Raw genomic sequence first — 26,541 nt, forward strand, 5'->3', positions numbered from 1 at the left:
CCGCGGCGGCCGCCCCGGTCGGACGTCGCGCCCGTGCTCTCCACGAAACCGGGCACCGACAGGACCTTCCGGTGGAAGTTGCCGGCGTGCAGCTCCTCGCCCCAGACCGCCTCGTACACCGCGCGCAGCTCGGGGATCGTGAACTCGCCGCCGCAGAAGGCCGTGGCCAGCGGGGTGTACTCCAGCTTTCCGCGCGCCCGCTCAAGCCCGTCCGACAGGATGCGTGCGTGGTCGAACGCCAGCCGGCGGGTCGTGCCGGGGCGCTGGTCGCCGGACTCGGTCAGGCCGAGCGCGTCCACCGGGATCCACGCCGCGTCGGCCGCGTCGCCGCCCGCCTCGGGGTCGGGCAGCTCCGGTGCGAACGCCAGGTAGGCGACGGAGATGATGCGCATCCGCGGGTCGCGGCCGGGCGAGCCGTAGGTGCCGAGCTGCTCAAGGTGGACCCGGCCGAGGACGCCGCCCTTGGCGCTGAGCCCGGTCTCCTCGGCCAGTTCCCGGACGGCCGCGTCGGGCAGGTCCTCGGCGTCGGTGCCCTGGAGCGGGCCGCCCGCCTGGACGAACCCGCCGGGCAGCGCCCACATCCCCTCGTACGGAGCGTTTCCTCGTTGGACGAGCAGAACGTGGAGGGCGCCGTCGCGGATGGTGAGCGCGACGACGTCGACCGTCACGGAGACCGGGTCGTAGTCGCGCGGGTCGTAGTTCGCGAGGAACTCGCTCTCGTCGCGCCTCGGATCCGGGGTCATCCGCCGTCCCTTCCATTGATCTCTGAGTGAGTAAGTCTCAGAGTGAGTTCATCTCGATATGAGAAGAACATAACCCGGATGGATCCCGCTGTCCAGTCCGTCGGCGGAGACGCGGCGAGGGCGCCGTCCCCGGGATGGGGGCGGCGCCCTCGATGTTCGGCGGAACTTCACAAAACGGAAGTCGCCTGGTGCGGTGTCAGCGGCGGTGCCGTCCGCCGTGCGGCGGCTCCTGGTGTTCGCCGCTCCAGTCGTCATCGCCACCGGACGACTCGTACGGCCCGGGCTGGTAGGGGTCGGGCGGATACCCGCCGGACTCGTAGCCCCCGGATGGGTAGCCGCCGGTTTCGTAGCCGCCGGACCCGTAGCCGCTCGATTCCTGCCCGCCGGACCCGTACCCGCCGGGATCCTGCCCGCCGGGGCCGTACCCGGCAGGCCCCTGGCCGCCGGGGGCGTACCTGCCGGGCTCTTGCCCGCCGGGGCCGTACCCGCCGGGCTCTTGGCTGCCGGGCCTGTATCCACCGGAGCCTTGCCCGCCGCGCCCGTGCCTGCCGGGCTCCTGCCCGCTGGACCCGTATCCGCCGGGTTCTTGCCCGGCAGGGCCGTAGCCGCCGGACGAGTACGGGTTCGGGACGCCCGGGTCGACCGCGTACGGGTCCTCCGCCGGAGGGGACGGGTAGGGGGCGCCGGCGAACTGGCCGCCCGGCTGGCGTCCTGTCGAGTAGCGGCCGGTCGGGTAGGGGCTCTCCGGGACGCCGGGGCGCCGTTCGCCCGGCCACGTCCCCGTTCCGTACTGGTCGGCCGGGTAGGCGTCGCCCGCGCCCGGCGGCGGGGCCATGCCGAGGACCGGGGCCACGCCGGGGGGTGGTGCGGGCGCCATCGGGGCGCCGACCGGGCGCTTGGCCGGCGGGGCGTCCAGCAGCAGCTTCATCTGGCTCTTGCGGCGCCCGTAGAGCAGGTAGATGACGAGCCCGACGACCATCCAGACCGCGAAGTATCCCCAGGTCTCGACGTTCAGGTTCAGCATCAGCCAGCCGACCGCGATGATCGTCACGAGGACGACGAGCGGTGCGGCGGGCATGCGGAACGGCCGGTGCAGGTCGGGCTGGGAGCGGCGCAGCGCCAGCACCGCGGCCGCGACGAACAGGAACGCGAACAGCGTCCCGATGACGACGAGCTGCTCCAGCGTGAGCACGTCGATCGTCTGCGACATCACGATGGCCGCGCCGCCGGCCAGGAGCGTGGCGCGGGACGGCACCTTGTAGCGGCTCATCGCGGCGAGCGGGCGGGGCAGCAGGCCGTCGCGGGAGATGGAGAACACCACCCGGGTCAGGCTGATCATCAGCACCAGGATGACGGTGGTCAGCGCCAGCATCGCCCCGATGTCGACGATCTTGCCCATCGCGCTCGCGCCGACCGAGTCGAACGCCGCGGCGAGCAGCAGCTTGTCCGAGTTGAGCTTGGCGATGCCGTCCATCCCGACCATGCCGACGAGCGCGGCGCCGACGGCCACGTACAGGACGATGGCGGCGAGCAGGGCGGTGAGGATGCCGCGCGGCACCTTGCGGGGGGCGTCGTCGGTCTCCTCCGAGGCCGTCGCGATCAGGTCGAACCCGATGTAGGCGAACGCGATCGCGGGCGCGGCGGCGAGCATGCCCCAGGCGCCGAACACGTGCGGGGTCCCGCCGCCGACCGCGCCGAGCACGGCGTCCAGCACCGTCTGGTCGCCCTTGGGCGCGGGCTGGGAGGGCGGCAGGAACGGGGTGAGGTTGCCGGGGTGGAAGAACTTCAGCCCGGTGGCGATGACGAGCCCGATCACGATGACCTTGGCCATCACCATGAACCACAGCGTCTTCAGGCTCATCCGGCTGCCGCTGGCGAGCATCAGGATGACCAGCAGCAGGATCCCGAGGGCGAACAGGTCGGGGCCCTTCTGCTGGCCGATCAGGTCGCCGAGCCAGCTCGGAATCGGCACGCCGAAGTCGTGCAGCGCCTGCGTCGCGTACAGCGACCAGACGCGGGCGAGCACGGAGGCGGCCAGCAGCAGCTCCATGAGCAGCGCCCAGCCGACGACCCACGCCCACACCTCGCCGAACGCGACGTAGCTGAAGGAGTAGGCGCTGCCCGCGACGGGGATGATCGAGGACAGCTCGGCGAACGCGAGCGCCGCCAGCACGCACACGCCGCCCGCGATGAGGAAGGAGACGAGCACGCCGGGGCCCGCGGTGGAGGACGCCTGCTCGCCGGCGATCTTGAAGATGCCGGAGCCGATCATGACGCCGAGGCCGAGCACGACGAGGTCGCGGGTCCGGTAGAGCACCCGGAGCCGGTGCCTGCCGCCGTACAGCCGGCCGGTCGCCTGCTCGACCGGCAGCCGGCGGAACATGTTGTTGCGCATGCGCATGTCCAAGGTCATAGGTGGTCCGTCCCCAGGCCTGAACCCGCGCCGCTGATCGCGAGGTACGGCTTGCCGAAGTCCCTAAGAATTCACCAGGTATGAGCATAATCGCAACGTTTTCGGCGTGATTGATGGTGTCTCGCACTTGTCGGAACCTGCCAAACCGCAGGTCGGCGACGTGCCGGAGCGGTCTCCTCACCCTCGGCACAGGGTCCACCGAATCACTTTCCACTGGACCGTTCCGATCGAATACGCCCCATTTCCAAGGGGGAAAGCGCTTTATGATCTTTCTCCCGGCGGGCCCGTCCGGGCCGCGGGCGCGTCCGGGGCCGGCCGGTGCGGACGCTGGCGCCGGGCGAAGATCGGTGGCACCGTAGGGGCCGCCGCGTTCGTCTGGAGGTCCGGTGTTCCGCTCCCCGTCGCCCTCGCAAGCGCCGTCCCCGCAGCCGCCGAAGCAGCCGCCGAGGCCGTCCCGGATCCGCCGCCGCACGGCCGCCGTCGCCGCGATCACGGTCGGCGCGTCGCTGCTCGTCCCGGCGGCCGCGGGCGCCTCGCCGGTCCCCGTGCCCGGACGGCCGAAGCCGCCGGTCAAGCAGCCGGTCGCGACGGGCTACGGCGGCGCGGTCTCCACCGTCGACCTGGACGCCAGCCGGACGGCCCTGGACGTCCTCAAGCGCGGCGGCAACGCCATGGACGCCGCCGTCGCGGCCGCCGCGACGCTCGGGGTCACCGAGCCGTACGTGTCGGCGATCGGCGGTGGCGGCTACATCACCTACTACGACGCCAGGACGCGCCGCGTCTACTCCCTCGACGGCCGCGAGTTCGCGCCGAAGGGAATGAAGCAGGACGCCTTCATCGACCCGGCGACCGGCAAGCCGCTCCCGTTCGACCAGGCGGTCACCAGCGGGCTCAGCGTCGGCGTGCCCGGCACGCTCGCGCAGTGGGACCTCGCGCTGCGCCGGTTCGGCTCCCGCGACCTCGGCGCCCTGCTGCGCCCGGCCATCAAGGTCGCCGACAAGGGCTTCGTCGTGGACAAGGAGTTCCACGACCAGACCGCGGTGAACGAGGAGCGCTTCCGCGACATCGTCCCGACCCGCGAGCTGTTCCTGCCCGGCGGGAAGGTGCCCGCCGTCGGCTCGGTGTTCCGCAACCCCGACCTCGCCGACACCTACCGGCAGCTGGCGAGGCGCGGCACGGACTGGTTCTACGAGGGCGGCCTCGGCAGGGAGATCGCCCGGACGGTCGCCAAGCCGCCGGTGGACCCGAAGGCGGCCCGCGACGTCCGCCCCGGCCTGATGGAGCGCGGCGACCTCGCCGCCTACAAGGCGGTGACGCGCAAGCCCACCCACGTCCCCTACCGCGGGACGGACGTGTACGGCATGCCGCCGTCGTCGTCCGGCGGGTCCACGGTGGGGGAGGCGCTCGACATCCTGGGCAACTTCCGCCTCGACCCGCGCGACCCCGTCACCGCGCTGCACTACTACCTGGAGGCGTCCAAGCTCGCCTACGCCGACCGCGGCCGGTACGTGGGCGACGCCGACAAGGTGGACGTGCCGCTGGACGAGCTGCTGTCCGCCGGCTTCGCCCGGGAGCGCGCCTGCCTGATCAAGCCGGACCAGGCCGCCACCGCGCCCGTCGCCCCCGGCTCGCCGGACGGGTCCTACGAGCCGTGCGTCCCGCCGGGCACCCAGACCAGGGCGCTGGCGTTCGAGGGCCCGCAGACCACCCACCTCAACGTCGCCGACAAGTGGGGGAACGTCGTCGCCTACACGCTGTCGATCGAGCAGTTCGGCGGCAGCGGCATCACCGTCCCCGGACGCGGGTTCCTGCTGAACAACGAGCTGACGGACTTCTCCTTCCAGCCGCCCGCGCCCGGCCAGGCGCCCGACCCGAACCTGCCCGGCCCGCACAAGCGCCCGCGCAGCAGCATGGCCCCGACGCTGGTGCTCAAGGACGGGCGCCCGACGCTCGCGGTCGGCACCCCCGGCGGATCGACGATCATCACGACCGTCCTGCAGATCCTGATGAACCGCCTCGACCTCGGCATGGACCTGCCCACGGCGCTGGACGCGCCGCGCGCGACGCAGCGCAACACCCCGCAGGTCTTCGCCGAGCAGGCGTTCATCGACACCTACGGCCGTGACCTGGCCGCACGCGGGCATCGCCTGGAGCTGTTCCCCGGCCCGCCGGCGGGCGTCATCGGCGCCGCGACGGGCTTGGAGCTCCTGCGGCCCGGGCTCGTCCAGGCGGTCGCGGAGCCGGCCCGGCGGGGCGGCGGCAGCGCGCTGGTCGTCCACCCGGCCCGTTCCGTTGTGGGGGGACGACCCCCCACACCCCCCGGAACGGCCCGTTAGCGCCGCCGTGCCGGGGGCGTGCGCGGACGGTGAGCGGGAAGGAGTCGTGCCATGGCCCACGCTTACGTGCAGGTGACGACCACGACCGATTCCCGCGCCGAGGCCGCCGAGCTGGCCCGGTCGGCGGTCGCCGAGCGGCTCGCCGCCTGCGCGCAGCTGGTGGGCCCCGTCGCGAGCACGTACTGGTGGGAGGGCGAGATCGAGTCGGCGGAGGAGTGGATGGTGCTGTTCAAGACCTCCGCCGACCGGTTCGACGAGCTGGCCTCCCTGATCATCGAGGGGCACTCCTACGACTCCCCGGAGATCATCGCGACGCCGGTGGTGGCGGGCAGCATGGACTACCTCGCCTGGATCACCGAGCAGACCGAGCCGGGGGAGCGCGACGAGGCGGTGGAGGACGACGAGCGGGATTGATCGTGTGACGCCGGCCGTGGCAGGGTAAGTCTCTGATTACCGGCCGGCGCGGTGTCCCCGGCCGCGGCGGCGGAAGGCGGTCGAACGTGCACGAGACGGGTGCGGAGCGCACGGACCACGGCCTGTTCGGGCCGGGCTCGGTGACCTGGGAGGTCATGGGGGAGCCGGTGCTGATCGTCGGCGGGATCAGGGCGCTGCTGCTGCAGTCGCTGCATCCGCGGACCATGTGGGGGACCGCGCAGAACTCCGAGCTCATGAACCCCTCCGCCGCCTGGGCGCGGCTCGGCCGGACCGTCGAGTTCGTCCGCGTCCGCACCTACGGGACGCACGAGGAGGTCGAGCGGGTGGGCCGCCGCGTCCGCCGGCTGCACTCCAAGCTGACCGGCCTCGACATGCGGACCGGCGAGACGTTCCCGATCGGCGACCCCGAGAACCTGCTGTGGGTCCACATGGGCGAGGTCGACTCGTACCTGGACGTGGCGCGCCGCGCCGGGGTGCCGCTGACCGCCCGGGACGCCGACGCGTTCGTGGACGAGCAGCGCCGCGCCGCCGCCGTCGTCGGCCTCGACCCGGCGGACGTGCCCGCCACCGTCCGGGAGATGGCCGACTACTACGCGGACATGCGGCGCCGGATCTGGGCGTGCCGGGAGGCGCGCGAGGGGCTGCGCCGCATGTTCAGCCCGGCCGTACCGCGACCGCTGCTGCCGCTGAAGCTCGCCGCGCCCGGCATCGGGATGCTGGTCGTTTCGACGCTGCCGCGCTGGGCGCGCCGCATGTACGGGCTGCCGGGGCTGCCGACGTCCGATCTGGCGGCCACGCTGACGCTGAAGGGCCTGTACCGGACCACGCACGCCGTCCCGGAGCGGTTCCGGTACTCGCCGGACGCCCGGCGGGCCAGGCGCCTCACGCGTGAGCGCGAGGCGGGCCTGGCCTCCTTCTCGATCGCCTCCTGACGCCTCAGCCCGCCGGAGGGGCGTCCACCGGCGCGTCGTTCTCGTGCGCCCCGTGGCGGGGGAGCAGCAGCGCCGGGAGGATCAGCACGGCGGTGAGGACCAGCGCGACCCAGAACGTGTGCCCGAACGCGTCCGCGAGCTTCGGCGCGATCTGCTCGCGGACCCGTTCCGGGATGCCGCCCACGCCGCCCTCGGCGCCGCCACCGCCGCCCGCCTGCGGGAGCCGGTCGCTGATCTGGCGGGACAGGATGACCGCCAGCAGCGCCGTGCCGACCGAGCCGCCGAGCTGGACGATGATGTTCAGGGTGCTGCTGGCCCGCGACACCATCGCCCGGGTCAGCGTCGTGAGCGCCGCCGACATCGTCGGCATCATGGTGCAGCCGAGCCCGAGGCCCCGCACGTAGAGGGCGGCGCCGAGCAGCCAGTAGGACGTGTCCGCGCCCACCATCGCGAACGGGATGGTGCCGAGCACCAGGATGACGATGCCGACCGGCACGATGCGCCCGGCGCCGAGCTTGTCGGTGATCACGCCGGCCAGCGGCATCGCGGTCGCGGCGCCGAGACCCTGCGGGGCGAGCAGCAGGCCGGCCGCGAACGCGCCCTCGCCGCGCGCGGTCTGGTAGTACAGCGGGATCAGCAGCATCGAGCCCATCAGCGCGATGCCGACGAAGAACACCGCGACGGCCGCGGTCGCGAACGTCCGGTCGGTGAACAGCCGCACGTCGATCAGCGAGCGTTCCCGCAGCCGCAGGCTGTGCAGCGCGAACAGCCCGACCAGGACCACGCCGCCGGCGAGCCACGCGATCGTGGCCGGCTCCCCGAACCCGCCGTTGCTGCTCGCCGTCGAGAGGCCGTAGATCAGCAGGACGAAGCCGGGCGGCAGCAGGATCAGCCCGCGCCAGTCCAGCCGCTGCGCCGTGTGCTCGCCGTGGTCGTGCGGCACCTTCCACCAGGCCAGCGCGAAGGCGAGCGCGCCGACCGGGAGGTTGACGAAGAAGATCCAGCGCCAGTCGACGTCCTCGACCAGCCAGCCGCCGAGCACCGGGCCGAGGACGGGCCCGAGCAGCATCGGCACGCCGACGATGCTCATGATGCGGCCCATCCGGCGCGGCCCGGCCGCCATCGTCAGGATGGCCATGCCGGTCGGCATCAGCATGCCGCCGCCGAGCCCCTGCACGACCCGGAAGAGGATCAGCGACTCGATGTTCCAGGCCGCGCCCGACAGGGCCGACCCGAGCACGAACAGCACGATGGACGTCATCCACACCCGGCGCCCGCCGAACCGGTCGACGGCCCAGCCGGTGAGCGGGATGACGGTGCCCATCGCGAGCATGTAGCCGGTGATGACCCACTGGATCGTCGACAGGTCCGTAGAGAAGTCGCGCCCGAGCGTCTCCAGCGCGACGTTGACGATCGTGGTGTCCAGGATCGCCATGACGGTCCCCGACACGATCACCAGGCCGAGCAGGATCGTGGCCCGGTCGAGCCGTTCCGACCCGCCGCCCGGGGCCGTGCCGCCCGGCGGTGCGGCCTTGGTGAGACTGCTTTCGGTGGACGGGCTTTCGGCCATGGTCGGCCCCCTTGCCTGAGCTCTCGGTTGCCCCGTGTCCCCGTCGGTCAAGGCCTGAAACGCCTTGAAGTTCAACATTTTGCAGTTCATCACGGAATATGTTGAACTTCAAGGTATGTCCGAGGATCGATATGCCGCCGGCTCGTCGGTCGACGCCGACCTTGAGCAGCTCGTCCAGCTCATGGGCCGCATGATCCGCGGAATCAAGGGCGCGCGCGGGGAGGAGGGGGACGCGGATGAGCTCATCCACCTGGTGAAGGCCGCCGGGCTCGGCCCCCGGCACGTGCCCGCGCTGATGCAGATCGTCCTGAACGGCCCGGTGCCCGTCGGCGTCCTCGCCCGCCACATGGCGCTCAACCCGGCCACCGTCAGCCAGCTGGTCGGGGAGCTGCAGCGCGGCGGGTTCGTCGAGCGGCACCCGGACGAGCGGGACCGCCGCCGCATGATCGTCAGCCTGCACGAGGAGCGCCGCGAGACGATCGAGCGGTGGGCGTGGGCGCGCCTGCGGCCGCTGCGGACGACGCTGGAGACGCTCGGCCCGCAGGAGCGCGCGCACTTCCTGCACGGCTGGCGGACCCTGGTCGAGACGCTGGAGCGCACCGGCGGGAACGGAGATTGCCCGGGTGGTGGGTGACGCGGGCCGGCGGGTCAGCCGCGGCGCATGAGCCGCCCGACGGCCGCCATCAGCTCGGTGGACATCGCCTCGCCCTTGCCCTCCTCGGCGCCCTCGGCCACGCAGTGCCGCACGTGCCCGTCCAGCAGGCCGAGCGCCACCTTGTCCAGGGCGGCCTGGACGGCGCTGATCTGGGTGAGGATGTCGATGCAGTAGCGGTCCTCGTCGACCATCCGGTCGATGCCGCGCACCTGCCCCTCGATCCGGGCGAGCCGTGACTGCAGCTGGTCCTTCGTGGCGGTGTACCCGCGGACGGGGGTCTCGCTCGTCGTCATCTCCGGCCTCACAATCCTTCGGGGGCGCGCGCCCGGGTACCCCTGGGGGACATCCCCCAACAGGTACCTTATGCGGTGCCGCCGCCTACGCCGGCGGGCTGTTCCAGACGGTGATCACCGGCCGCCCGTGCTCGGTGCCGAGCGCCGACAGCGTTCCCGTGCCGAGCGCGAAGAGGCGCCCCTGCGCGGCTGCCAGCCCGAGCCACCGCGCGGTCAGCACCCGGAGAAGGTGCCCGTGCGCGACGAGCACCACGTCGCCGTCGGCGAGGACCGGCCGCACCCGGGCGAGGACGGCGTCCGTCCGCTCGCCGACGTGCTCGACGGTCTCGCCCGGATGGTCGGCGTCGCCGGGGATCACCCCGTCGTCCCACAGGAACCAGCCGGGACGCTCCTCGCGGATCGCGTCCGTGGTGACGCCCTCGTAGCCGCCGTAGTCCCACTCCCACAGGTCCGGGTCGGTCTCGTCGACCCGGAGGCCGGCGAGCTCCGCCGTCCGCCGCGCCCGCTCCGCCGGGCTCGCCAGCGTGCGGCCGATCCGCCGCCCGTCCAGCGCCCCGCGCAGCCCGCGCGCCTGCTCCTCGCCCCGTCCGGTCAGCGGAAGATCGGTACGCCCGGTGTGCCGCCGCGCCCGGCTCCACGCGGTCTCACCGTGCCGCACCAAGATCAGTTCCCCCACGCCCCCCACTCTAGAGGGACGCCGCTAGTCGAGGATCGAGGTGAGGGGGGTGTGGGGGAGGGCGTGGGCCTCGGCCACGTGGTCATAGACGAGGGTTCCGGCGTGGGTGTTGAGGCCGCGGGCCAGGGCCGCGTTGGCGTGCAGGGCCTTGCGCCAGCCTTTGTCGGCGATCTGGACGGCGTAGGGGAGCGTGACGCCGGTCAGGGCGTAGGTGGAGGTGTTGGGGACGGAACCGGGCATGTTGGCCACGCAGTAGAACGTCGAGCCGTGCACCTTGTAGGTCGGGTCGTCGTGCGTGGTGGGACGGGAGTCCTCGAAGCAGCCGCCCTGGTCGATCGCGATGTCCACGAGGACGGAGCCGGCCTTCATCCCCGCGACGAGGTCGCTGGAGATCAGCTTCGGGGCGCGGGCGCCGGGGATGAGGACGGCGCCGATGACGAGGTCGGCGGCGCGGGCCTCCTGCTCGACCGTGTAGGCGCTGGACACGAGGGTGCGCAGGCGGCCCTGGTAGATGGCGTCGATGTGGCGGAGCCGGTCGACGTCGACGTCCAGGACGGTCACGTCCGCGCCCATGCCGACGGCGATCTGGGCGGCGTTGAGGCCGGAGACGCCGCCGCCGATGACGACGACCTTCGCGGGGGCCACGCCGGGGACGCCGCCCGGCAGGACGCCGCGGCCGCCGTTGAACGACATCAGGTTGTAGGCGCCGACCTGCGGGGCGAGCCGCCCGGCGACCTCCGACATCGGGGCGAGCAGCGGCAGCGAGCGGTCGGGGAGCTGGACGGTCTCGTAGGCGATCGCGGTGACGCCCGCGGCCAGCAGCGCGTCGGTGCACTCCCGGGACGCGGCGAGGTGCAGGTAGGTGAACAGGACCTGCCCGGCGCGCATCCGGTGGTACTCGGGCGCGACGGGCTCCTTCACCTTCAGGATCAGCTCGCCCTCGGCCCAGACCTCGTCCGGGCCGTCCAGGATCTTGGCGCCCGCGGCGGCGTAGTCGTCGTCCGGGATCGCCGAGCCGAGCCCGGCGCCCCGCTCGACGAACACCTCGTGGCCGTGCCGGGTGAGCTCGTGCGCGCCCGCCGGGGTGATGGCCACCCGGTACTCGTGGTTCTTGATCTCTCGCGGGACGCCGATCTTCACCGGGAGCTCCTTCGTCAGCGCTGACCAGGACGTACGCCTCCAGCGTGCGGGGCGGAGAAACCCTCCGGCTATGCGCAGTGTGTCAATTCATCGGCCCTTCCGGCGACACTGTGTAAGACGTGCCTGCTAGGAGGCGCGGGCCGTCCGGCGGGCCGCGCGCGTTGGAGCGATCCCATCTCAGGCGAGGGTGGGCGGCAGCCACTCGTCGGCGATCGCGACCGTCAGCTGCTCCAGCAGCGGCCCGGCGCGGCGGACGCGGCGCTCGTCGTCGGGCTCGATGTCGGCCAGCGCGTACGCGGCCTGGATCCGCGCCTTGCGCAGCTGCTCGCCGGTGAGCCCGCGGCGGCCGGCCACGGCGACGACGGGCGCGCCCGCGCGGGCGGCGGCGCGGGCCACGCCGATCGGCGCGCTGCCGCGCAGCGACCGGGTGTCGAGGGTGCCCTCGCCGGTGACGACCAGCCGCGCGCCGCGCGCCTTCTCGGCCAGGCCCAGCAGGTCGAGCATCAGCGTGGTGCCCGGCTCGATGGTGGCGCCGAGGAAGGTCAGCGCGGCGAACGCGACGCCGCCGGACGTGCCCGCGCCGGGCAGGTCGCGGGCCGCCCTGCGGGCCGCCGCCTCCGCCAGGTCGGCCCAGCGGCGCAGGCCCGCGTCCAGCAGCCGGATCTCGTCGCGGTTCGCGCCGCGGCGCGGGCCGTCCACGGCGGCGGCGCCGGTGCGGCCGAGCAGCGGGCCGGCGGAGTCGCCCGCCACCACCACCTCGATGCCCGACATGTCCGGCAGGCCGCGCAGGTCGAGGGCGTGCAGGGACCGCAGGGCCGCACCACCGGGCGGCAGGTCCTTGCCGAGCGCGTCCAGCAGCCGGCCGCCGAGCCCCTGCACCAGACCCGCGCCGCCGTCGGTGCAGGCGCCGCCGCCGAGGCCGAGGACGATGCGCCGCGCGCCGAGCCGGACCGCGTGGGCGAGCACCTGCCCCGTCCCGAGGCTGGAGGCGACGAGCGGGCGCGGCGTGCCGCCCGGGAGCAGGCGCAGCCCGGACGCCTCCGCCAGCTCGACCACCGCGCGGTGCCCGTTCAGCGCCAGCCGCGCGGTGACCGGGCGGCCCGTCGGCCCGCACACCTCGACCTCGACCCCCCGCCAGCCCGCCGCCACGGCGGCCTCGACGGTGCCGTCGCCGCCGTCGGCCACGGGCAGCTCCACCAGCGGGACGCCGGGCCGCGCGCGCCGCAGCCCGGCCGCGAGATGCCGGGCCGCCCGCGCCGCGGTCAGCGATCCCGGGAACCTGTCAGGCGCCAGCAGGACGTGACCTGGCGGAGACGGGTGGGAGGGAGAGTCCGCGGACACCACAGCCACGCCTTTCACACCGGGGGGTAAGGCCCTACCTTCTGCTTACGCCATGACGGCACTATTTGACACCCGCAAGCGCGTCCGAGACTTTCAAATGGGCGGGAGAGTCGCGCCGCGCGGCGGCTAGCGCACGTCCAGCCACATCTCGATCGGGTTGATCGCGAAGAAGACCAGGAACAGGACCACCACCGGCCACAGCCAGATCGAGACCTCCCTCAGCCGGCCGCGGGCGAGCTTGATGAGCGCGAAGCTCACCATCCCGCCGCCGATCCCGATGGTGATCGAGAAGGTGAACGGCATCAGCACGATGGTGAGGAACGCCGGGATCGTGATGTCGAGGTCGTCCCAGTCCACCTTGGCGACCTGCGTCATCATCAGCGCGCCGACGACCACCAGGGCGGGCGCGGCGGCCTGCGCCGGGACGGTCGCCGCGAGCGGGGTGAGGAACAGCGTCACCGCGAACAGCGCGCCGGTGGCCATGTTGGCGAGGCCCGTCCGGGCGCCCTCGCCGACGCCGGCGGCCGACTCGACGAACACCGTGTTGGCGGACGAGCTGGTGATGCCGCCGAACGCGGCGGACACGCCGTCCACCGACAGGATCCGGCCGAGCCGCGGCACCTCGCCCTTCTCGCTCACCAGGCCGGCCTCGTCGCTGATGCCGAGGATCGTGCCCATCGCGTCGAAGAACCCCGACAGCACCAGGGTGAACAGCACGACCAGCGCCGTGATGGCCCCGGCCTCGCCGAAGCCGCCGAACAGGTCGATCTCCCCGAACAGCCCGAAGTCGGGGGCGGCGAACAGCTTGTCGGGCATGTCCGGGGCGACCACGCCCCAGCCGCCCTCCTTGATGGACGTGTTCTCCTGGATCACCACGGCGCCGATCGTCCCGGCGATGATGCTGATCAGGATCGCGCCCGGCACCCGCCGGACGTACAGGACGATCATCAGCAGCAGGGTCAGCGCGAACACCAGCGTCGGCCAGGTCTCCAGGTGGCCGCCGGTGCCGAGGGCCAGCGGCGGGCTCGTGGCGCTGGAGCTGACGAACCCCGCGTCGTAGAACCCCACCAGCGCGATGAACAGGCCGATGCCGACCGCGATCGCGTGCTTGAGCGCCAGCGGGATCGAGTTCATGATCCGCTCGCGCACGCCGGTGAGCGCCAGCAGCACGATGACCACGCCCTCGATCACCACCAGGCCCATCGCCTGCGGCCAGGTCATCACCGGCGCGGCCTGGAACGCCACGACCGCGTTGATGCCGAGCCCGGCGGCGAGCGCGAGCGGCGCGTTGCCGACGAAGCCCATGATGACCGTGGTGACCGCGGCCGACAGCGCCGTCATCGTGGTCAGCTGCGGGATCGACAGGCTCGCCCCGGTGACGTCCTTCGCCCCGCCGAGGATGATCGGGTTCAGCAGGATGATGTAGGCCATCGCGAAGAACGTGGTGACGCCGCCGCGCAGCTCGCGCGGCACGGTCGTGCCGCGCCCGGTGAGGTCGAACAGCCGCTCCAGCGGCCCGCGCCCGCCGGCCGGCGGTGAATCGTCGGTCTTCGCGGTACTGGTCTTGGACATGACGGGCGCTCCGCTTTCCGCAGCGTGATCTCGAAATGGGCGAGCACAGGTTAGCTGCCCGGCGTCCCTGCGTCCCGAACCGTCCGTCCCGAACCGGCTCGGCCCCGGCGGCGGTGCCGCGACGTGATTCCCGCCCTTCGCAGCGTGACGGCGGCGATCCGTCCGCTATAGCCTGCCCTGGTGCGAATGCGAGATCCGGCCGACATGGCGACCCTGGACTCCTACGCGCGCCTGCTCGCCTCGGTTCCGGAGCGGACGCGCTCGTCGTTCCGCGCCCGGATGCTCGGCCCGCTGGAGGCGTACGACAGCAGCAGGCAGGCCGATCTCGTGCACACTCTCGAGGTCTTCCTGTCCTGCTCGGGGTCCTGGAGCCGCAGCGCGACACGGCTGCACGTCCATGTGAACACGCTTCGGTACCGAATCCGGCGAATCGAGGACCTGACCGGCCGGGATCTCGGCACACTTGAGGATCGAGTCGACTTCTTCCTCGCCCTGCGCGCGACGCGCCCGGCGAGCACCTTGTAGGCGGTGGCAAGCATGGATCGGGAGACACTGGGGCAGCGCATCCGCGCCCTGCGGATCAGGCAGGGCGTGAGCCAGGCCCAGCTCGCCTTCCCCGAGCTGTCCGACAGCTACATCTCGCTGATCGAGAGCGACAAGCGGGTTCCGGCGCCGAGCGTCGTCGAGCTGCTGGCGGCCAAGCTGAACTGCTCGGCGACCTACCTGGTCAGCGGCGTCAGCGAGGACGTCGTGGACGAGCTGCGCGTCACCCTCGACTACGCCGAGATCGCGCTCAGCAACGGCGCGGCGACCGAGGCGCGGGCGCGGTTCGCCGAGGTGCTCGCCAGCGCCGACGCGGTGGCGCTGCCGGAGATGCTGCACCAGGCCCGCTGGGGCCACGCTCTCGCGCTGGAGGCCGCCGGCGAGCTGGAGGAGGCCATCGCCGGGCTGACGGCGCTGACCGAGGAGGCCTCCGCCGAGGCCGACCTCGACCACTGGGCGAAGGTCCACGTCGCGCTGAGCCGCTGCCTGCGCGAGCGCGGCGACCTCAGCGCCGGCGTGGAGGCGGCCGAGGGCGCGCTGCGGCACCTCATCGCGACCGGCGCCGACTCCACCGACGCCGCCGTGCACCTCGGCGCGGCGCTGCTGTCGGCGTTCATCGAGCGCGGCGACCTCGTCCGGGCGCGGCAGCTCGCCGCCCAGCTCGTCGAGCGGGCCGAGCGGATCGGCAGCCCGCGCGCCCGGATGGTCGCCTACTGGGAGGCCGCCTACGTCGCCGAGATCCGCGGCGAGTACGAGGAGGGCGTCGGGCTCGCCGAGCGGGCGCTGATGCTCGCCGGCGACGGCGAGGACCCCCGCAACCTCAACCGGCTCCGCGTCATCTACGCCGGGCTGCTGCTGCGCGCCCGGCCCGACCAGGCGGCCCGCGCCCGCGAGCTGCTCGCCCGGGTGCGCGGCGAGATCACCGCCAGCTCGTCCGGGGAGATCGACGTCGCCTGGTGCCTGACGGAGCTGGCCCGCGCCGAGACGGCGCTCGGCCGTCCCGGCGAGGCGGTGGCGCTCGCCGAGGAGGCCCTGGACCTGCTGGGAAACGCCCCGCGCCGGGCGACCGCCGGGGCGCTGACCGTGCTCGGCGAGGCGTCGGTGCGGCTCGGCCGCCGCGACCGGGCCGTCGAGGTGCTGACCCGGGCCGCGACCTGCCTGGAGGAGATGGAGTCCTCCCGGGAGGCCGCGCAGGCGTGGTTCGACCTCGCCGAGGTGCTGGGCGAGGCCGGCACCGCCGAGGAGCCCCGCATGGCCGCCTACCGCCGCGCTCTGACCTGCGTCGGAGTGTGACCGAACCATCCCCGGGGCCGCCGCGTCCATGAATAAGGCGGCGGTTGTCTGAGGTGGGGGAGTTGTCTTGTTCGGTGTCGTCCGGCCATGCCGGCATGTCCTGTGCGGGTCCTTGTTCGAGGACTGGATGGCCCACCTGTGCGGGCTCTGCCTGACGCTGCGGAAGGAGCACGGCCAGGCCGCGCGGCTCGTCACCAACTACGACGGGCTGCTGGTGTCGGTCCTGGTGGAGGCGCAGGCGCCGGAGCTGTCGCCGCGCCGCAAGGCCGGGCCGTGCGCGCTGCGCGGGATGAAGACCGCCGAGGTCGTCACCGCGCAGGCGCAGGGCGCCCGGCTGGCCGCGGCGGCGTCGCTGCTGCTCGCCGCGGGCAAGACCCGCGACCACGTGGCGGACGGCGACGGCCCGTACTCGCGCCGCCTCGTCGCCGCCGCGGCGGGCCGGATGGCCGGCCGGTGGGACGCGGCGGGGGCCCGCACGGGCACCGCCGTCGGCTTCGATCCGTCGGTGCTGCGCGAGGCCGTCGCCCGGCAGACCGTCCTGGAGGCGGCGCCCGGCCTCGGCCTGCTCGACCTGACCGAGCCCACCGAGACGGCGGTCGCGGCCGTGTTCGCGCACACGTCCGTCCTCGCGGGCAAGGAGGGCAACGCCGAGACGCTCGCCGAGGCGGGCCGGTTCTTCGGCCGCCTCGCCCACCTCGCCGACGCCGTCGAGGACCTCGCGGACGACACAGCGACCGGCGCCTTCAACCCGCTCACCGCAACCGGCACCGATCTCGCCGGGGCCCGCCGGCACGCCGACGACGCGCTGCACGGCCTCCGGCTCGCCCTCGCCGACCTGGAGCTGGAAAGGCCGCGCCTGGTCCGGGCCTTGCTCGACCGCGAGGTGGGCCGCTCGGTCGACCGCGTCTTCGCCGCCCCCGAGAGCCTGGCCGGCCACGGCCCCCGCCCGCCGCGTCCGGGATGGCCGATCCCGTGCTTCACCGGGGCGCTCGTCTGCGCGACCTGCGGCGTCTTCCAGCCCGAGTGGAGCGAGCACAGCGAGGGCTCGTGCCGGGACCGCTGCTGGTGCTCGCGGCACCGCGGCGGCAACTGCTGCGACTGCGGTGACTGCTGCGATTGCGACTGCTGCGACTGTGACTGCTGCTGCTGCGGGTGCGACTGACCGGCGCCCTCTTCTTGTGGAATGCGGTGCCGGGAAACCCGGGGCGCGGCATCGCGGGGGGCTAAGTAGGGTTAGGTGAAGCCCTCAGCAGCACTAGAGAACCCGGCATCCATGAACCTCCTCAAGCCCCGCCGGTACGCGCGCCGCCTCGGTGCCGTCGCCGCCCTCGTCCTCGCCCTCGGCGCCGTGACCGCGACCCCCGCGCTGGCGCACCCCCAGCTGGTGCGCAGCACGCCCGCCAAGGGCCAGTCGATGCCGGGGATCATCCAGGTCACGCTGGAGTTCAGCGACAAGATCAGGATGGCGCAGGTGGTCGTCAAGGACGACCAGGGGACGGCGTGGCAGTCGGGCCCGGCCGAAGGCACCGGGAAGACGGTGACGCAGCGGCTGAGGGAGCCGCTGCCCGCCGGGACGTACACGGCGGCCTACCGGGTCGTCGGCACGGACGGGCACCCGATCGAGAGCGACGACCTGACGTTCACCTCGGCCGGGGGCGCCGCCGAGCCGCCCGCGCCGGCCGATGCCGGCGCCGGCGCCGCCGCCGCGGAGGAGACGGGTGCCCCCGCGGGCCAGGAGCAGGGGGACTCCGGCTCCGGCGCGGTCCTGTGGATCGTGATCGTCGCCGGCCTGGCCATCGGCATCGGCATCGGGCTCGTCATCGTGTTCCGCGCCAAGCGGCAGGCGACCGGCGGTGAGTAGCGGCGCCCGGAACGCCTGCGCGGCCGGGGTCGCCGCCCTGGCCGCGTCCGCCGCCGTCCTCGTGGCCGGGCTGGTCCTCGGCGGCTCGGTCACCGAGAAGGTCATCCCCGGCCTCGGCGACGCCGGCGCCCTCACCCGCTGGGGGCTGCCCTTCTCCCGGACGGCGATGGACCTGCTGTCCGCGCTGACCGTCGGCGCCCTGCTGGCCGCCGCCGCGTTCCTGCCCGTCGAGGGCGGGCGCGGGGCCGCGCGGCTGTCCAAGGACGCCGTCGGGTACCTGCACGCGGCGTCCTGGATCGCCGCCGCCTGGGCCGCCGCCGCGGCGGCCACCCTCGTGTTCACCGTCGCGGACGTCCTCGGCCAGCCCGCCGGGGAGGTCCTCACCGGCAGCGAGCTGAGCAGCTACGTCGGCTCGCTGCCGCAGGGCACCGCCCTCATGATCGTGGTGCTGCTCGCCGTCGTCGTCGCGCTGCTCGCCCGCACCACCACGACGCCCGCCGCCGCGTTCGGGCTGCTCGCCATGGCCGGGATCGCGCTGCTGCCCGCGCCGCTGACCGGGCACTCGGCCTCGGCCGCCAACCACTCCACCGCGGTGACCGGCGTCGCCCTGCACGTGGCCGCGGTCGCCCCCTGGGTCGGCGGGCTCGCCATCGTCTGCGTCCACGCCCTGCTGCGCCGCGACCGGCTGCCGGTCATGGCCGAGCGGTTCAGCCGGATGGCCCTGTGGTGCTACCTCACCGTCGGCGTCAGCGGCCTGGTGAACGTCATCGCCCGGCTGCCCGACCCGGTGGAGCTGGTCGAGACGAACTACGGGCGGCTCGCCCTCGGCAAGATCATCGCGTTCGGCGTGCTCGGCTGGTTCGGCCTCTGGCACCGGAACCGGACGCTGCCCGCGCTGGACGCCGGCAAGCCCCGCGCGTTCGCCCGGTTCGCCTCCGTCGAGGCCGCCGTCATGGCCGCCACCATGGGCCTCGCCGTCGCGCTGGCCCGCACCGCGCCGCCCGCGCCCACCGCCCCGGAGTCGGCGATCAAGTCGCTGCTCGGCTACGACATGCCCGCCGAGGTCACCCCGCTGCGGCTGCTGACCCTGTGGCAGTTCGACCTGTTCTTCGCCGCCCTCATCGCCGTCCTCGGCGGCCTCTACCTCGCCGCGGTCGTCCGGCTGCGGCGGCGCGGCGACTCCTGGCCGGCGGGACGCACCGCGTCCTGGCTCCTCGGGCTCGTGACGATCCTGGCCGTCACCCAGACCGGCGTCGCGAAGTACGCGCCGATCCTGTTCAGCGTGCACATGGCGCAGCACATGGTGCTGAACATGCTGACGCCGATCTTCCTGGTCGTCGGCGCCCCGGTGACGCTCGCGCTGCGCGCGCTGAAGCCCGCCCGCGCGCGCGGCGACCGCGGCCCGCGCGAGTGGCTGACCGCCATGCTGCACAGCAGGTACCTCGCGGTCATCGCGCATCCTGCGGTCGCGACGGTCATCTTCGTGGCGAGCACGTTCGCGCTGTACTTCACGCCGCTGTTCGAGTCCGCGATGCGCAACCACCTCGGGCACATCGCGATGATGGTGCACTTCCTGGCCAGCGGGTCGCTGTTCTTCTGGGTGCTGCTCGGCGTCGACCCGGCGCCGAAGAAGCTGCCCTACCCCGGACGGCTCCTGCTCCTGTTCGTCACGATGCCGTTCCACGCGTTCTTCGGCATCGCCCTGATGAACATGAGCCAGGCCCTCGCGCGCGGCTGGTACGCCTCGGTCGACCCGCCGTGGGGCACCACGATCCTGCACGACCAGCACACCGGCGGCGCGATCGCCTGGGCCTTCGGCGAGGTGCCGACGTTCATCGTCCTGATCGTCCTGGCGTTCCAGTGGTACATGCACGACCAGCGGCAGGCGCGCCGCCTGGACCGCAAGGCCGACCGGGCCGCGAAGCCCGGCGGGCGCGCCGAGGACGACGAGCTGGCCGCCTACAACGCCCGCCTCGCCAAACTGGCCGAACGGGACAAGGCGGCCGGGGAGCAGGGACGGCCCTGAGCGGGCTCTCCCTCGCGCGGGGGAGTGGCCCGGGCGCTTCGTCTGCCAGGATCGATGCGTGCTCCGTGTGCTCCGGCCGCTGATCGAGCGGACGACCTGGCAGCGCTGGTCCCACCTCGTCGTGGGCGGCGCGCTGCTGATGCCGTACTGGTTCCTCGCGATCAGCATGATCCCGCTGCTGCCGCTGGGCGACGGCGTCGTCAAGGCCGTGCTGATGCTGGTGTTCATGCCGGCGGCGGCCACGTTCGTCACCGGGCTCGTGCCGACGGTGCGGCTGCTGGAGAGCTCCCTCGCCAAGGAGCTGCTCAAGGGCCTGGCTGCGGAGCTGGTCCCCGGGTCGGCGCACTCGTGGGAGAGCCGGAGCCGGGCCGCCGCGTGGTTCTCGCTGCACCTCGGCGTCGGCGTGGTGATCAGTGGGCTCAGCCTCGCGGTACCGCCGTTCGCGGTCGTGATGGTCCTGGCGCCCGCCGTCACCTGGGACAACCGGTTCCTGGACTCCTGGGGCTGGGAGGGCAGCTGGCACCAGTGGCCCGCGCCGCCGGTCGGGCTGGCGTCGCTCGCGGTGCTGCTCGCGCTGATCGTCGGGGCCGGCGAGCTGCTGTCCCGGCTGGCGCCCTGGTTCCTCGGCCCGTCGGCCGCCGAGCGGCTCGCCGAGATGGAGTCCCGGGCCGTCAAGCTCGCCGAGCGCAACCGGCTGGCCAGGGAGCTGCACGACTCGGTCGGGCACGCGCTGAGCGTGGTGACGCTGCAGGCCGGGGCGGCCGGACGCGTCCTCGACAGCGACCCGGAGTTCGCCCGTGAGGCCCTCGGCGCGATCGAGGAGTCGGCCCGCGCCGCGCTGGAGGACCTCGACCATGTGCTGGGGCTGCTGCGCGAGGACCCGTCCCGTCCGGCGCCGCAGGCCACGCTGAAGGACCTCGGCCGGCTGCTGGAGCAGACGCGGATCGCCGGGGTGACCCTGGACGCGGAGGTGGACCCCGAGGTCGAGCACGTCCCGGCCGCGGTGTCGCGGGAGGCGTACCGGATCGTCCAGGAGGGGCTGACGAACGCGCTGCGGCACGCCGGGAAGGTCCCGGTGCGGCTGCGGCTCGGCACCGACGGGGAGCGGCTGGAGGTCGAGATGAGCAACCCGCTCGGCGCGCAGTCGGGCGCCGGCGCCGACCACGGCGGCGGCCGCGGGCTCGGCGGCGTCCGCGAGCGCGTCACCGTGCTGCGCGGCGAGATGACCGCCGGCGCCGACGGGGAGTGCTGGCGCTTCCACGTCTCGCTGCCGCTAAGGTCCGGAACATGACGATCAAGGTTCTGCTGGTCGACGACGAGCGGCTGATCCGGGCGGGCCTCGCCGCCATCATCAACGCCGAGGACGACCTGGCCGTCGTCGGCGAGGCGGAGGACGGCTCGCAGGTGCCGGACGCGGTGAAGCGGCTGCGCCCGGACGTGGTCCTGATGGACGTGCGGATGCCGCGGCTGGACGGCATCCAGGCGACCCGCCACATCCTGGACACGGTGCCGGAGCCGCCGCGGATCATCGTCGTCACCACGTTCGAGAACGACGAGTACGTCTACGACGCGCTGAAGGCGGGCGCGAACGGGTTCCTGCTGAAGCGGACGCGGCCGGAGGAGATCCTGCAGGCGGTCCGGATGGTGGCGCACGGCGACAGCCTGCTGTTCCCGGCCGCGATCCGGGAGCTGGCCGCCCAGCACGGGACGTCCGGTGGCGGGCAGGCCGGGGCGCGCTGGCACGCACAGCTCACCGAGCGCGAGGGCGACGTGCTGGGGCTGATGGCCAAGGGCCGGTCGAACGCCGAGATCGCCCAGGAGCTGTTCGTCAGCCCGCAGACGGTGAAGACCCACGTCGGGAACATCCTCGCCAAGCTCCAGGCCCGCGACCGCACCCAAGCGGTGATCTTCGCCTACGAGACGGGCTTCATCACTCCCGGCTGAGATGGCGTGCTTATTGCAGTGCCCTCCTCCTTCGGGCCTGGCGGCCCTCCATCGTCGGGCACTGCGTGCGATCGCTGCATCGCTCCGGCTCGCCCTGGGGCTCGCTGCGCGATCAGGTTTCTCGCAAGCTCGAAACCTGCCTTCGGACGCGATCGCAACGTCCGAGGTGGTTGCGTGGCTGAGCCGATGGCTGAGGTGGGTGCCGGACGCCGGGTTCTGGAACGCGCATCTGCTCGCCCGCGAGATCGCCACCGCCGACCGGCGGGCGGCTGGAGCTGGGCCTCGGCGCCAGGGCACATGAAGTGGGAGTTCGACGCGGCGGGAATCCCCTGCGAGCTTGTCCGGTGCCCGCGCGGAGCGGATGACGGGGCTGATCGATGAGATCGGCCGGATCTTCGGCGAGGACGGCTACGAGCAGCACAAGCCGGTCGCCGACTCCTTCGGGCTCGCCGAGATGGCGCCCGTCCAGCGCACCGGTTTCGGCGGGTCGGGGCCGCCGCTGCTCGTCGGCGGCACGGGCGACACCGTCCTGCGGACCGCCGCCCGGCACGCCGGCATCGTCGGTATCGCGGAGACGTACCAGGTCAAGGGAACCGCCCGGGCCGTTCTGGCTGTTGGGACGTGGGGCGCCCTGCCGTACGGTTGAGCTGACGCTCGTGTTGCCCGGGAAGACCCGCACCGAGGTCTCGCAAGTTTCCGGCCCGTCGGTATCGCCTGAGCTGCCAGTCTGACCGTCTACAAATCTAGGCGCAGCGATCGCCGCAGTGCCCGACGATGGAGGGCCGCCAGGCCCGAAGGAGGAGGGCGATGCAATCAGCACAGCCGGAACACCCTCGCGATGAGCGGGGTGTCGGCGAGCGTGTGCGGCGCGAGCGCGTGGTAGGCCCACACGTGCACCCACGCGTTCCCGGTGCGGACGGTCAGCCAGGTCTTGAACATGCCGGGCCCGAAGTAGGTCGCCAGCAGGAACAGGACCGACAGTGCGGCGTGGGCGGGTGAGTCGAACATCGTCCAGGCGTCCCAGAGGTGCAGGGCCGCGTAGGTGAGGCCGCCGAGGATCACGGTCGTGGCCGTCGAGCCGGTGAGGCGGGCGAAGCGCGGGACGAGGACGCAGTAGATGAACACCATCGCGGGCAGCACGGCGCCGGCGAAGTAGAGCGCGAACGTCAGCGGCAGGCCGAGGGCGAGCTGCCGCGCGCCGAGGTCGAAGGTGCCCGGATGCATCGCGAGGTACTGGACGGCCGACTCGATGAGCAGGATGACGGCGATCACCTTCGCGTCGCCGCGGCGGTCGGCGGACACGAGGTTCAGCTCCCTGGACGAGTAGCGCCGCCGGAAGTACAGCAGGGGGACGGCCGCGTACACGACGACGTTGTAGACCGCCCAGGTGACGGCTTCGGCCGGGGTGACGTCGTCGTGCGTCCCGTAGAGGGAGCCTGCGAGGTGCAGTGCGAACGGGTGCCAGCCGAGCGCGCGCGCCAGCACGTACCCGACCCCTAGGCCGGCCGCGCCGTACGCCAGCAGACCGAGGGTCTCGCGCAGGGCGACGGCACGTTCGGGGGAGCGGGCGGCGAGGTCAGGCCGGGGCCGCCTTCGTGTGAGCCAGTACACGATGCCCATCAGCACCAGGACTTCCAGCAGCCGTGTGTTGAACTCCACAAGGCGGTCGCCGGGGGTGCCGTGGGCGTCGTGCGGCCAGTCGAACGGGAGCGCGTCGCCGGCGATCGCCAGGACCGCCGCGCAGCCCGCGAGCCATCCGGCGGCCGCGATCCACACGCTGCGTTCGCGTAGCAGGCGCAGGCGCGGGGGAGTGTGCGGGGGATCGGTGCGGGTCAGCGTCATGGCCGCCTCCGGGCGTTGATATAGCACGGTCGTGCTAACTCAGAATCCAAGATAACACGACCGTGCTAAAAAGACCCTCGGCGTGCTCTTCGGGTCAGGCTTACACCTTGTTTACCTGCGGGTAGTTACAAAGGGACAGAAGCCAACAAGGCCGACGATCGGGGGATCATGGACGCCGTTACCCTGTCCGAGCTGCGCAAGCCGAGGCCCTATCCGGCGGTGTCGGTGCTGATGCCGACGCACCGGTCCGCGCCGGGCAACCGCGAGGACCGGATCCGGCTGCGCAACCTGCTGGCGGAGGTGCGGCGCCGGCTGCACGACGACACGCGGGTCGCGCCCGACGCCGCCGACCAGGTCGTCCGCGGGCTGGAGCGCGCGGCGGACGAGGCCGACCTGCGGCACGCGTCCGACGGCCTCGTCCTGTTCGCGGCCCCGCAGGGCGAGCACCACGCGTTCACGATCGGCCAGCCCGTCGACGAGCGGGTGGTCGTCGACACCGGCTTCGCCACCCGCGACCTCGTCGCCGCCTACACCCGCACCCCGCGCTACTGGCTGCTGTCCCTGTCGGACCAGCGCACACGGCTGTGGGACGGCCTCAGCGGGGAACTGGCCGAGCACACCCGCGGCGGTTTCCCCGTGGCGCCCGAGCCGATCGACGAGGCGGGCTCCGGACGGCTGGCGCGCCGCGCCGCGCAAGGCGGCGACGGCGAGTGGCGGCGGCAGGCCATGCGGGACGTCGTGGCCGCCCTCGACCGGGTCCTCGCGCGTGACCGGCGCCCCCTCATCGTCGCCGGCGTCACCCGGCACCAGGCGGTCTTCGACGAGGTCGCCGGGCCGCACATCACCGTGGCGGGACGCGTGGACGGCAGCTTCGAGGGCGCCGCGCCCAGCACCCTCGCCGAGGCGGCGCGGCCCGCCCTCGCCGCCTACGACGACCTCCGCGAGGTCGGCGTGCTCGCCGAGTTGGAGGCCGCGCGCAGCATCCAGCGGTACGCCGGTGGGCTCTGCGAGGTGACGCGCCTGGTCGAGGAGGGCCGCGGCGAGCACCTCGTCGTCGAGCGCGGCTACTACGCGCCCGCGGTGAAGACCCGCGGCGAGCTCGTCCCGGTGGACGGCATGCCAGGCGTCCTCAAGGGCGCCGATGTCGTCGACGACGCCGTGGACGACGTGATCGAGACGACGCTGGAGTACGGCGGCGAGGTCACCTTCGTCTCGGACGGCTTCCTGGTCGACCACGCCCGCATCGCCCTGGTGACGCGCTACTGAGCTCGGCAGGACGGGTCGTGCCAGCTCACCCAGCCGGTCGACCAGAACCGTCCCGCGTGCGGCCGCCAACCGGCCGGGTGCGCGGGCCAGGACGCCTTGGGCGGCGTGCCGTCCGGGAGAGGGACGACCACCGTGCACACCCCCGGCGCGGGCGCCCGGCCGTCGCGGACGTCGATGGAGCCGATGCGCGTCCACCACACCGGGTACATGAGCGCGGTCTTGACCTCCCAGCCGAGTGACGCGTCCGCGACGACCTCCCCGGCCGCCGGGCCGGGGAGCGGCGGGCCTGGATGGACGCGCCGTGCGGTGGGCGCCATCGCGAACGTCAGCGCCGCCAGGTTGATCCCGGCGAGCGCGATGGCCGTCACCGCCGTCCTGCCGAGCCGGGAGAGCACGAGCAACCCGCAGAGCAGGGCGCACGCGGTGAGCGTGGCCTCCTGGAGTTGCAGCGAGTTCCGGTCATCGGTGAGGAACATGACCTCGGGGAAGTCGAAGCCGATGAACTTGTGGGTGTGGAGTCGTTCGCCCGCGTAGACGGTGACCCAGAGCCCGGTGGCCGCCGAGAGCAGCACGGACGCCGCCGCCGGCCGGAGAGCCGTCCTGAGGCCCGCACGCACGAGCGCGGCGGCCCCGGCCAGCGCGTAGACGAGCGCGACGCAGGCCAGGTACCGGCCGTACGCGAAGTTGCCCACGCGGTGCTCGTCCGGGAGGGCGGCCGACGAGGCGTAGGCGATGGCGCAGGTGGCGGCGAGCAGCGTGCCCGCCATGATCCGATCGGCCACCGGTGCCCGACGCCGTACCACCGTCGCCGACACGACCACGAGCCCGGCACCGGCGAGGCCCCACGTGGCGACGACCAGGTACCAGACCTGCCCGGCGGCACCCGACAGCGCCCACTCCTGCCCGGCGGCCGTGGTCAACCGCGACTCCAGGATGCCGGTGAGGTTCCGCGTGCCGCCCGGATACAGCTCGCCGCGGACGGCCGCGTTGAGCGCCGCCCCCGCCGCGTATCCGGCGAGCGCGACACCGCCTCCGGCGAGCGCCGCGCGGAACCGTCCGCGCAGCGCCATGACCGCCAGGACGGCGGCGTGGACGGCGAGCAGGACCGTCCCGCGGGTGTGCACGGTGGCCATGTAGGACGCGATCAGGCTCGCGAGGGCGGCGTCCGAGGCCCGCCCGTTCCGGATGAACCGGTCCAGGACCAACAGCCAGCCCAGGACGAGCGTCGGCAGGACGGCGTCCGCGAGCGCGAACGCCCCGAAGAACGTCGCGGCGGGCAGCAGCGCCGCCGCGAACGCGAGCGGCAGCGCGGCCCGGCGGCCGAGCCCGAACCGGTGCGCCGCCGCGTACCCGAGCGGGAACAGCGCCGCGCCGAGGAGCGCGTTGATCGCCATGACGATCGTGTAGACGGTCGCCGGGTCGTGCGACAGCCAGTAGGCCGGGGCCAGCAGGATCGGGTATCCGCCCTGGTAGAAGGTGTTCCCGGACAGGTCGCCGCCCGGTCCGCCGGCCAGCCACCGGGCGGCGACGAGGTAGCCGGTCTCGTCCGGGTTCGCGGCCGGTGCCGTCCGCGCCCAGGCGAGGCAGAGCCGGACGGCCGCCTGCGCGAGCACACCGGCGACGAGCAGCCAGGGGAGTGCGCGGGGGACTCCCCGGGCGG

At 73.4% G+C, this 26,541-nt stretch carries 22 protein-coding genes and 1 pseudogene; 13 read left to right on the forward strand and 10 right to left on the reverse strand.

Annotated features, from left to right (window positions below):
- Both E1293_RS22590 and E1293_RS22595 read right to left on the reverse strand, forming a co-directional pair.
- The coding region (locus E1293_RS22590) for an NUDIX hydrolase (RefSeq protein ID WP_132199447.1) at nt 1-743 on the reverse strand (743 nt) is incomplete at its 3' end.
- Between the two features lie 196 nt (nt 744-939).
- Complete coding sequence (locus E1293_RS22595; RefSeq protein WP_243716404.1) at nt 940-3,144, reverse strand: amino acid permease; 2,205 nt, start codon at nt 3,142-3,144, stop codon at nt 940-942.
- 398 nt (nt 3,145-3,542) lie between these two features.
- Here E1293_RS22595 and ggt point away from each other — a divergent pair, with 398 nt between their 5' ends.
- The 3 genes from ggt (at nt 3,543) to E1293_RS22610 (ending at nt 6,859) form a co-directional block, all read left to right on the forward strand.
- Entirely contained in the window at nt 3,543-5,492 is a 1,950-nt protein-coding gene (gene ggt, locus E1293_RS22600; RefSeq protein WP_243716405.1) for a gamma-glutamyltransferase, read from the forward strand.
- A 51-nt stretch (nt 5,493-5,543) separates the two neighbouring features.
- Nucleotides 5,544-5,906 (forward strand): divalent-cation tolerance protein CutA, encoded by a 363-nt coding sequence (gene cutA / locus E1293_RS22605; RefSeq protein ID WP_132199448.1) that lies wholly within the window; start codon nt 5,544-5,546, stop codon nt 5,904-5,906.
- An 86-nt stretch (nt 5,907-5,992) separates the two neighbouring features.
- Complete coding sequence (locus tag E1293_RS22610; protein WP_243716406.1) at nt 5,993-6,859, forward strand: oxygenase MpaB family protein; 867 nt, start codon at nt 5,993-5,995, stop codon at nt 6,857-6,859.
- Nucleotides 6,860-6,863: 4 nt separating this feature from the next.
- Here the strand turns inward: E1293_RS22610 and E1293_RS22615 are convergent, their stop codons facing one another.
- Nucleotides 6,864-8,429, reverse strand: coding sequence for a DHA2 family efflux MFS transporter permease subunit (locus tag E1293_RS22615; RefSeq protein WP_132199449.1), 1,566 nt, complete (start codon nt 8,427-8,429; stop codon nt 6,864-6,866).
- 115 nt (nt 8,430-8,544) lie between these two features.
- On the opposite strand from E1293_RS22615, the gene E1293_RS22620 reads away from it, so the two are divergent.
- A complete protein-coding gene (locus E1293_RS22620; RefSeq protein ID WP_132199450.1) occupies nt 8,545-9,063 on the forward strand; it encodes a MarR family winged helix-turn-helix transcriptional regulator in 519 nt (172 codons plus the stop codon).
- A gap of 14 nt (nt 9,064-9,077) precedes the next feature.
- On the opposite strand, the gene E1293_RS22625 is transcribed toward E1293_RS22620, so the two are convergent.
- The 5 genes from E1293_RS22625 to E1293_RS22645 all read right to left on the reverse strand — a co-directional run bounded on the left by E1293_RS22625 (nt 9,078) and on the right by E1293_RS22645 (nt 14,106).
- Nucleotides 9,078-9,377: a metal-sensitive transcriptional regulator gene (locus E1293_RS22625; RefSeq protein ID WP_132199451.1), complete on the reverse strand. Its 300-nt coding sequence runs from the start codon at nt 9,375-9,377 to the stop codon at nt 9,078-9,080.
- An 85-nt stretch (nt 9,378-9,462) separates the two neighbouring features.
- Nucleotides 9,463-10,053, reverse strand: coding sequence for a histidine phosphatase family protein (locus tag E1293_RS22630; RefSeq protein ID WP_132199452.1), 591 nt, complete (start codon nt 10,051-10,053; stop codon nt 9,463-9,465).
- A gap of 24 nt (nt 10,054-10,077) precedes the next feature.
- Nucleotides 10,078-11,193 (reverse strand): alanine dehydrogenase, encoded by a 1,116-nt coding sequence (ald, locus tag E1293_RS22635; protein WP_132199453.1) that lies wholly within the window; start codon nt 11,191-11,193, stop codon nt 10,078-10,080.
- 177 nt (nt 11,194-11,370) lie between these two features.
- Nucleotides 11,371-12,534 carry a glycerate kinase gene (locus tag E1293_RS22640; protein WP_243716407.1) on the reverse strand — a complete coding sequence of 388 codons (1,164 nt, stop codon included), beginning with the start codon at nt 12,532-12,534 and terminating at the stop codon, nt 11,371-11,373.
- Nucleotides 12,535-12,660: 126 nt separating this feature from the next.
- Nucleotides 12,661-14,106: an NCS2 family permease gene (locus E1293_RS22645; protein WP_132199454.1), complete on the reverse strand. Its 1,446-nt coding sequence runs from the start codon at nt 14,104-14,106 to the stop codon at nt 12,661-12,663.
- A 207-nt stretch (nt 14,107-14,313) separates the two neighbouring features.
- On the opposite strand from E1293_RS22645, the pseudogene E1293_RS22650 reads away from it, so the two are divergent.
- From E1293_RS22650 to E1293_RS22690, 8 genes and pseudogenes are all read left to right on the forward strand, one after another.
- A pseudogene (locus tag E1293_RS22650) lies at nt 14,314-14,631 on the forward strand (PucR family transcriptional regulator); the annotation flags it as partial.
- Nucleotides 14,632-14,643: 12 nt separating this feature from the next.
- Entirely contained in the window at nt 14,644-15,942 is a 1,299-nt protein-coding gene (locus tag E1293_RS22655) for a helix-turn-helix domain-containing protein (protein WP_132199455.1), read from the forward strand.
- Between the two features lie 67 nt (nt 15,943-16,009).
- Nucleotides 16,010-17,104 (forward strand): DUF5685 family protein, encoded by a 1,095-nt coding sequence (locus E1293_RS22660; protein WP_132199456.1) that lies wholly within the window; start codon nt 16,010-16,012, stop codon nt 17,102-17,104.
- Nucleotides 17,105-17,215: 111 nt separating this feature from the next.
- A complete protein-coding gene (locus E1293_RS22665) occupies nt 17,216-17,803 on the forward strand; it encodes a copper resistance CopC family protein (protein WP_132199457.1) in 588 nt (195 codons plus the stop codon).
- Nucleotides 17,796-19,829: a bifunctional copper resistance protein CopD/cytochrome c oxidase assembly protein gene (locus tag E1293_RS22670; protein WP_132199458.1), complete on the forward strand. Its 2,034-nt coding sequence runs from the start codon at nt 17,796-17,798 to the stop codon at nt 19,827-19,829. The genes E1293_RS22665 and E1293_RS22670 overlap by 8 nt, the downstream gene beginning before the upstream one ends.
- Nucleotides 19,830-19,887: 58 nt before the next feature.
- The gene (locus E1293_RS22680) at nt 19,888-21,120 is read left to right on the forward strand and encodes a sensor histidine kinase (protein ID WP_243716409.1); all 1,233 of its coding nucleotides are present in this window, start codon (nt 19,888-19,890) and stop codon (nt 21,118-21,120) included.
- Entirely contained in the window at nt 21,117-21,773 is a 657-nt protein-coding gene (locus E1293_RS22685) for a response regulator (protein WP_132199459.1), read from the forward strand. The genes E1293_RS22680 and E1293_RS22685 overlap by 4 nt, the downstream gene beginning before the upstream one ends.
- A gap of 337 nt (nt 21,774-22,110) precedes the next feature.
- A complete protein-coding gene (locus E1293_RS22690) occupies nt 22,111-22,419 on the forward strand; it encodes a hypothetical protein (RefSeq protein WP_132199460.1) in 309 nt (102 codons plus the stop codon).
- Between the two features lie 167 nt (nt 22,420-22,586).
- On the opposite strand, the gene E1293_RS22695 is transcribed toward E1293_RS22690, so the two are convergent.
- The gene (locus E1293_RS22695; protein WP_132199461.1) at nt 22,587-23,615 is read right to left on the reverse strand and encodes a hypothetical protein; all 1,029 of its coding nucleotides are present in this window, start codon (nt 23,613-23,615) and stop codon (nt 22,587-22,589) included.
- A 168-nt stretch (nt 23,616-23,783) separates the two neighbouring features.
- On the opposite strand from E1293_RS22695, the gene E1293_RS22700 reads away from it, so the two are divergent.
- Nucleotides 23,784-24,881, forward strand: a complete 1,098-nt coding sequence (locus tag E1293_RS22700; RefSeq protein ID WP_132199462.1) for a baeRF3 domain-containing protein — start codon at nt 23,784-23,786, stop codon at nt 24,879-24,881.
- Here E1293_RS22700 and E1293_RS47610 read toward each other — a convergent pair.
- The coding region (locus E1293_RS47610) for a hypothetical protein (RefSeq protein WP_165978352.1) at nt 24,875-26,541 on the reverse strand (1,667 nt) is incomplete at its 5' end. The genes E1293_RS22700 and E1293_RS47610 overlap by 7 nt on opposite strands.

Source organism: Actinomadura darangshiensis (assembly GCF_004349235.1).
GTDB classification, from domain to species: Bacteria; Actinomycetota; Actinomycetes; order Streptosporangiales; family Streptosporangiaceae; genus Spirillospora; species Spirillospora darangshiensis.